The organism is Streptomyces sp. NPDC057445, assembly GCF_042802855.1.
GTDB lineage: Bacteria > Actinomycetota > Actinomycetes > Streptomycetales > Streptomycetaceae > Streptomyces.
Genome location: NZ_JBHVDH010000033.1, coordinates 41,838 through 48,071, shown reverse-complemented (window position 1 = coordinate 48,071; position 6,234 = coordinate 41,838). Strand labels below are relative to the sequence as shown.

Below are 6,234 nucleotides of genomic sequence, written 5' to 3'. Positions count from 1 at the left end.
CCTGAGCCACGCCAGGAAGCTGTTTGAGTGTGTCGGTGCGCTGGAGGTTGGCCGGCCCGGCCCAGACGGAAAAGCGCGTCCGGGAGGGTCCGCGTCAGGCGCTATCGCCGCCGGAGGCGTTCGAGTCCTGGGTTCAGATCGTGCCCGTTTCCTTCGTCAAGGCGTCGTTGCGCGTATCGGCTGTGTCGTGGATAGGCGCAAGGGATGGCAGCGACGGCATGTCCGACCTGCACGACGAATACTGCGAGTCAATGGAAGCCGTAATCGCAGCCAAGTACGAAGGACACGCTCTTCCAGAGCTGCCGCAGCGAGAAGAGCCGGCCGGCTGCCAGGTCGTCGACCTCATGGCCGCTCTCAACGCCTCGGTTGAGCAGGCCACGGAGCGCCGCGGCGAGACGGCGACCGTCCACGAGATGCCGGAGAAGCGGACCGCGAAGAGGACCGCGTCCAAGAAGACCACCGGGAAGAAGACGGCCGCCAATAAGGCAACGGCGAAGAAGGCCGCGGGCAGGAAGCCGCGCAGTCCTGGCGGAGGCGGTCGGTTCGACTACGCTGCTCATCACCGAGCTCGACCCCACGCACCTGGCCGCGCGCGACTTCGTCCTGCTCTCCCTCCTCGACGACCCCGCCCCCGGCTACCCCGGCCCTGGCTGCCTGATCGTCAGCAGCCGGGACTACCACGACCACCTTGCCCTCATCGTGGCCGGCGGCAACCTGCCTCAGCTGGTGGCGGCGCTGGAGGGCAAATAGTACGCGGCCGTCGAGGTGCAGGTGGGGACAGACTTCAAACACGGGCTGTCAATGCGGGACTGAGCACCCCCGGCAGGAAAGGGGCGGGCGAGCCAGGTTGCTGACCGTGGACATTTACCTGCGTCTGTTCGTGCCAACCACGCCGACAGACGGGCACATATATCGGGCTCCCTCCCCTTGCTCATGCAGAGTGGAGGCGTGGGTTGGCTGAGTGATGCCGGAAATGCTGTCGGTTCCGTCACTGACGCCGTCGGAGACGTTGTCGAAGGGGCTGTGGACGCGGTGGCTGACACCATCGGAGATGCCGCCGAAACCGCGATTGACTGGGCGCAGGGCGGCCTCGGCTGGACGAACGGGTGGTTGTGTCGACACGCCAGCGTTGCCGGGTGCCGCATCGGTATCGTCGCCCTGGGGGGCCTTTCAGGGGCCCTAGAGGGACTGCAGGATATTACGGACAAGGGCCTGGACATCGTCAAGGATGTCGGCGGACTGGCCAGCGCTCTCATGCACTGCGACCCGGCAGCCTGTTTGAGTCACCTAGCCGATATTTTTCTCGATACGATCGAGTTCTGTCTCAACAACTTCCGCTTTTTCACATTCGGCACGATCTACGGGGGGATGCGTGACGCCTGGCAGGCTGCGGAACTGCGACGCTTCGTCGAGGATTGCGTCAATGAGCACTTCGCCGCTAACCCACCACAGTTGGCGCTGATCCGCCAGCGCCTCGGACTTGACGGGGTTTCCTGGGGGTTGCCAGACGCGACGAACAGAGTCTTCCGTCTCGATTCGGCGTCGACGCCACTCTGGGAGTGGCACGAGAAGGGGATCGTCGACCTCTATGCCATGGCGGGTCTGCTCAGCATTGACTCGTTCACCATCCGTCGTCCGCGCACCGTGGTGCGCTCGGTCAATGATGACGGGAAGGAGAGCGGCCAGCCGATCAGCCGCTGGACGCTCGCGCGTTACATCGACAGCGACGGCATGGAGGGCCGCATTCGTGTCTACGCCCTGGCGCCAACAGCGGTAAAAGACTTCGTCCAGGTGTCGGTTGGGAAATGCAAGGAACTCGGTATCAAGCTCAGCTGGCCGACGGCGGACGCTTTGAGTACTTCGTCCTAATACATCTCACCCGACACAGGTCCCGCAGGGCGTGCAGTCCGGGCAGGGGCTCGGTGCGCCACTGCAAATCGGAATTGGGTCACCGGACCGAGCCGCTGGAGTCGATCGTGTTCCACGTGAGGGAGAGATCGTCCAACTCTTGATGATTGATCTCGACCCGCTCGCCCTCGAAGTCGAACGCCCGATTGCGGCCCGGCACCGGGACGGGGGTTGTGGACTCGGGCGCGTCCGTCCCCATGGGTAGTCTTCGGCAAGCGCGGCGAGAAGGGCCCGGTGAAAACGCCGCGCGACGTCTCCCCGCGAAGCCCGGCATATACGAGCGTCGTTTGGCTCCCGAGAACGCCCTTTCGAGCCGACATCCGTGGGTGGAATGAGTGACTCGCTCCTACACCTTGAGGGAGCGGCTTCGTGGGGGGTACGTCGCCGTGCCGAAGGCACGGTGCAGGGTCCGCCGCCTTCCCTCTGGGGGCAGCCCGGCGGCACGCTGGCCAGGGAGCACTGTGCCGAGTTGCCCCGAGGGCTGTGTGTCAGCTGTCCTTGCTCATGGCTTTGCGTACGGCGTCTCTGGTGCGGTCCACCAGCGCGGCGATCGGGCCGAGGGCGACGTTCTCCGCGGCCGACTCCACGCCGGGGTGAGGCCTGGTGGGGGCGATGGCCTCGGCAGCCTTGAGGGCCTTCGCCATGGCGGCGAGCGTGCCGGCACCGGCGGCTCGTTTGATGTGGGTGAATTCGTAGCGCTCCTCGGCCCGTGCGTGTTCCTGCACATCGGCACGCAGCTTGAGGAAGCGGGGCATGAACGTCGGATCGTTGGTTTCCATGTCGTCCAATGTCGCCAAGAGTTCCTTGGCTTGGCGCTCCTCGGCCAGCCGGTCCTCCACGACTTGCTCTCCACCGGAGATGTTGGTGCGGGCAAAGGGGTGGACGACCTCTTCCTCTGCGGTTTCGTGGACGGCGAGCAGGCGTACCAGGCGATGGAAGGCGGTCTGGCGTTCGTCCCCGGTCGCCGCCTCCACCTCGTCGAAGAGGTTGCGGATGTCGCCGTGCTGGCGCATCAGGAGTGCCACGACGTCGTCGTCGGCAGCCCGGTCGTCTCCGGCCTGCGGGGTGTCGGTCTTGCTCATGCCGGCCTCCGTCAGCTCTTCTCGCGCATGGCGGGGTCGGGGTGCTCGCCCTCGGTCTCCAGGCGGTACTCGCGTCCGAACATCTCTTGGTGCTCGGCGATGACCCGCTCGCTGGGCGGCTCCTCACCTCCGTGGATCTGCTCCTGCATCTCCTCGAACCGCTCGTGTGCTTCGCGCACATACCCGGCACCGAGGGTGGTGAGATCCATCTGGGTGTCGAGCAGCTCCCGCAGGTAGGCCTTGTTCGGCTCGAACGTCAGCACGTTCGGCAGCTCGGGAGCAAGGACTTCTTCGGGGTCACGGCCGTCGTGGCGACGCATCATGTCGCAGGCGATCCGCAGGTGCTCGAGCTCCATGTTCAGGTGCAGCTCCCAAATGGCTTTCACCTTGGGGTCGCTCTCCTGCTCCATGAAGGAGTAGTACAGGTAGCACTCGTTGTACTCGTGGTTGACCAGCTGCTCCCACCACGTCTCTCCCGGGTCCACCAGAGATTCGTAGTGGGTGACGTGCTCCTCCTCGATCAGCCCGATCTCCTGGTACAGCTGTCGGGCGATCGGCTCCATGTAGGTGGGACCGGTGTTCATGTAGAAGTTCATCGTCTGCTGCTCGGCCGACATCACCGTCAGGGCGTGCAGCTTCGACAACGGATCCGTCTGAGTGCGGTCGTAGGCGTCGCGGACGTTGTCCACCGGGTTACGGTGATGGAACTTGGTGGGCCGGCCGGGCATGACCTCGGTGAGTCCGTCGACGATCGATTCGGCCTTGCGGTGCTCGATCATCTCGTAGAGATTCGCGTATCGATACAGATGGTCGAAGTCCTCCAGCACCCCGAACTGGTAAGCCTGCTTCAGATAGGGATCCGGTTCCATCCGGGCGATCCACGACGTGAGATCGACTGCGACCTGCTCATAGGCGATCGTTGTCTCCAGCACCGACGACACTCCCGGCAACAGCCAGTTCACGACCTTCTGCTGCTGCGCCTCGATGTACCGCGTCCGCGCCAGCTGCTGCTTCACCTCCGGAGCCACGGTGTTGCGCGCCAGCTGGTGACTGAAGAGGATCGCCTCGACCTCGATACCGTTCATCGTGATGATCCGACAGCGCGTATAGGGATCACCATGGTCGGGGTCGATCGGTGCGACATTCAGCTCCCGCCAGCTCCGCAACTGCCGGTCCAGCGGAATACCCCGCTGCTCCAGGGGATTGAACGTCATGCGGGTCTCCTCGACGGGCTGAGTGGGTCGTCGGCGGGCCCCAATTGCAAGGCAAAGCCGCTCTCGCCGACGTCCCATACTTGGGGCCCGTGTGCGTCTCTTCGCGCACCCGAGCCCCGCGCGTCGTCGCTCTCACGCGATCGGCGCACAGCACCGACAGCCGCGACGGGCGGGTCGCCGGACGTCGCTAGAGCCGGCTGGGCGCGATGCGCCCTGTGTGCCGGCACACCGTGAGGCGCCGCGTGGGGCGGGGGCCTAATGCCGAGGCTTCCCCTGGACGAAGTGGCGGCGTGACCGGTCACCGGGTCGTGTGACCAATTCATGCAACTTTGGGACGGACCGTTTGGTGCGGGAATCACTGTCGGATGGGTGCCTTTCCGGGTGCTCGGGGGTGAGTCGGCGGAGCTAGCAGATGACGAACGGTACGAGCGCATCGCATGCACACGGGCGCGACCGCGGAGTCTGCAGCTGCCGGGGATCACCCTGGGTGTGGGTCTGGGTGGTTTCGTGGACGGCATCCTGCTCCACCAGCTTCTGCAGTGGCATCACATGCTGACCAGCACCAATCACGACCGGATCGGGGTGAAGTACTACCCCGCGAACACCGTTTCCGGGTTGAAGATGAACACGGTGTGGGACGGCATCTTCCACGCAATCTGCTGGGTCGCCGTCCTCGCAGGCCTGGCCTCCTTATACTCCCGGGTCACCCACCACCGCCGCCAGGTGTGGACCTCGCCCGCGCTGTGGGGCTGGATCCTGGCGGGTTGGGGCCTGTTCAACATCGTCGAGGGCATCCTCGACCACCACATCCTCGGCATCCACCACGTCTACGCCGGTGATCAGCAGCTCTGGTGGGACCTGGGCTTCCTCCTCCTGGGCGCTGTCCTGATCGCGGTGGGCTGGATGATCCAACGCCGGGCCGTGGCCTTCGCCCCCGACACTGGTGGCCCGGTACGGGCGGCACGGCGGCCATGACCGCTCACTCCGCACACCACCCCGGACGCAGCATCCTTGCGCTCGAGGTACTGCTTCCGACGGCCGTGATCGTGCTGCTGGCCGCCGGCTACCTGCTGCTGGCCAGCCGGGCGAGATCGGGTAATCCGCGAGTGGGCTGGAGCCGATGGCGCACGGGGTTGTTCCTGGCCGGATGCGCGCTGCTGGCGGTAGCAGTGCTGCCCCCGGCGGCGCCGTTCGCGCACGGCGACTTCCGCGGGCACATGCTCCAGCACCTGCTCATCGGCATGTACGCACCTCTGGCCCTGATCCTGGGCGCACCTTCGACACTGCTGCTGCGGACTCTGCCCGCACAGCACGGCCGACGGATGACCCGCCTGGTGCGGAGCCGTCCGCTGCAGGTAGTGGCGAATCCGGTCACCGTGCTCGTTCTGAGCGTGGGCACGCTGGGGCTGCTGTATTGCACGCCGCTGTTCAATGCGACGGCCAGGCAGCCCGTATTGCACTGGCTGCTGCACGCGCACTTCCTGCTGGCGGGCTGTCTGTTCGCCTGGGTCATCGCCGGCCCCGGCCCGGCACCCGCCCGGCCGAGTGTGCCGACCCGGCTCGTGGTGCTGGGTACCGCGATCGCGGCGCACGCCGTGATCGCGCAGCTCTTGTACGGCGGGTTTCTGATCAACGTGCACGCGCGCCTGTCGGCCAGGTCCAGGACGGCGCGGAGATCATGTACTACGGCGGCGATATCGCCGAGCTTCTCTTGGCCCTCGCCCTCGTCGCCACCTGGCACCCGCTGCGCCCTGCCCGCCGGACCGCGGCCAGGCGGTACACGACCGACGCAGCGCGTCGTCCTGCGTGGCGGGGTGCGCCAGCGTCACGCGGCAGGGTTCGCCGTGTCCTCACCGAAGGGCGGGACGACAGCAACGGTGACGTCCAGACGCAGCCGGACGTATCGCAGGGTCGGCGCCGGGCACCCCGGTCCAGAGTGGTGTCGACATGGCCCGTCGAATCGATCATGCAAGGGTCGAAAACAGAACTTTTGGGTGTTTCCCGGGCACTATCGGAGGTAACAGCAGCCT

7 protein-coding genes are annotated in these 6,234 nt (G+C 65.9%); 3 read left to right on the top strand and 4 right to left on the bottom strand.

The window, feature by feature from the left end; translation table 11 throughout:
- Positions 1–248: 248 nt before the first annotated feature.
- The gene (locus tag ACFU5O_RS35550; protein WP_384246718.1) at positions 249–410 is read right to left on the bottom strand and encodes a hypothetical protein; all 162 of its coding nucleotides are present in this window, start codon (positions 408–410) and stop codon (positions 249–251) included.
- Between the two features lie 622 nt (positions 411–1,032).
- On the opposite strand from ACFU5O_RS35550, the gene ACFU5O_RS35545 reads away from it, so the two are divergent.
- Positions 1,033–1,869: a hypothetical protein gene (locus ACFU5O_RS35545; RefSeq protein ID WP_384246717.1), complete on the top strand. Its 837-nt coding sequence runs from the start codon at positions 1,033–1,035 to the stop codon at positions 1,867–1,869.
- Between the two features lie 79 nt (positions 1,870–1,948).
- Here ACFU5O_RS35545 and ACFU5O_RS35540 read toward each other — a convergent pair whose 3' ends face one another.
- The 3 genes from ACFU5O_RS35540 to ACFU5O_RS35530 all read right to left on the bottom strand — a co-directional run bounded on the left by ACFU5O_RS35540 (position 1,949) and on the right by ACFU5O_RS35530 (position 4,204).
- Positions 1,949–2,107, bottom strand: a complete 159-nt coding sequence (locus tag ACFU5O_RS35540) for a hypothetical protein (protein WP_384246715.1) — start codon at positions 2,105–2,107, stop codon at positions 1,949–1,951.
- A 289-nt stretch (positions 2,108–2,396) separates the two neighbouring features.
- Entirely contained in the window at positions 2,397–2,990 is a 594-nt protein-coding gene (locus ACFU5O_RS35535; RefSeq protein WP_384246714.1) for a hemerythrin domain-containing protein, read from the bottom strand.
- Between the two features lie 11 nt (positions 2,991–3,001).
- Positions 3,002–4,204 carry a hypothetical protein gene (locus ACFU5O_RS35530; RefSeq protein ID WP_384246712.1) on the bottom strand — a complete coding sequence of 401 codons (1,203 nt, stop codon included), beginning with the start codon at positions 4,202–4,204 and terminating at the stop codon, positions 3,002–3,004.
- A gap of 432 nt (positions 4,205–4,636) precedes the next feature.
- On the opposite strand from ACFU5O_RS35530, the gene ACFU5O_RS35525 reads away from it, so the two are divergent.
- Together ACFU5O_RS35525 and ACFU5O_RS35520 are read left to right on the top strand one after the other, a co-directional pair.
- A complete protein-coding gene (locus ACFU5O_RS35525) occupies positions 4,637–5,179 on the top strand; it encodes a DUF2243 domain-containing protein (protein ID WP_384246726.1) in 543 nt (180 codons plus the stop codon).
- 65 nt (positions 5,180–5,244) lie between these two features.
- Positions 5,245–6,225 carry a cytochrome c oxidase assembly protein gene (locus ACFU5O_RS35520; protein WP_384246711.1) on the top strand — a complete coding sequence of 327 codons (981 nt, stop codon included), beginning with the start codon at positions 5,245–5,247 and terminating at the stop codon, positions 6,223–6,225.
- Positions 6,226–6,234: the final 9 nt, after the last annotated feature.